Source organism: Chryseobacterium mucoviscidosis (genome assembly GCF_002177115.1).
Classification (GTDB): Bacteria; Bacteroidota; Bacteroidia; order Flavobacteriales; family Weeksellaceae; genus Chryseobacterium; species Chryseobacterium mucoviscidosis.
This window is the reverse complement of record NZ_MVAG01000240.1, coordinates 1-729: the sequence shown is the minus strand read 5'-3', so window position 1 is coordinate 729 and position 729 is coordinate 1. Positions and strand designations below refer to the sequence as shown.

At 31.8% G+C, this 729-nt stretch carries 1 protein-coding gene; it reads right to left on the bottom strand.

What is annotated here, in order from left to right; all coding sequences use genetic code 11:
* Positions 1-4: 4 nt before the first annotated feature.
* Positions 5-687 (bottom strand): IS1 family transposase gene (locus tag B0E34_RS20910; RefSeq protein ID WP_087712467.1). Its coding sequence is split into 2 segments (ribosomal slippage): positions 5-360 and positions 360-687, totalling 684 coding nucleotides; the frame shifts between segments, so codons are not numbered across the junction.
* Positions 688-729: the final 42 nt, after the last annotated feature.

The following is a 729-nucleotide window of genomic DNA, read 5'->3' as shown; positions in this document are numbered from 1 at the left end:
TTTGTTATTTTAAAATATATAATTGTTTATTTAGTTTTAGAAAAAGCAACTTTAAAGAGTTTTCCAGCATAAACTGCTTTTTAGAGTAACATTTTGTTTTCCTTTTGAATCTCGCTAAATAATGCCTTGTTCTGGAATTATAGCTCTCAACTGTGAATGTTTCCGCTTTTGATTCGCAATGTTTCTCTGTAGGAATTAATTCTGAATAACTTTTCCAATAGTCACTGCAAAAACCATTAATTTCCCTGTCTTTTAAACTGTTCCAGAGCTTTTTGAAAGTGGAAGTATTTCTTTTCCCACAAACAAAATCGATGTAGCGCTTTCCAAATCTATCAACAGCAATCCAGCTCCAACAGTAGTTTTTTTATTTTGGATGTAGCTGTGAATTTCATCTAATTCTACTATTTCTATAGGTTCTTGAGATTTTGGCAAAGAAACCGATTCTCCCCACTTTTTAACCCATTGATATACCGTTCCGTAACTGATATTCAACACTCTCCCAATAGCCCGAAATCCCATTCCTTCCAAATACATTTCTAATGCAAGCCGTCTTTGCTCAGGACTTTTTACATCCGATTTGCTTTCAACACTATAAAAGCATCCACAGTTTTTGCATTTATACCTTTGCAAACCTCTTGTAAAACCCGCTTTTACTTTATCTAATGATTGACATTTATAACATTTCATAATACTAATTTATGAAATATATTTTAATTTAACAATACCAAA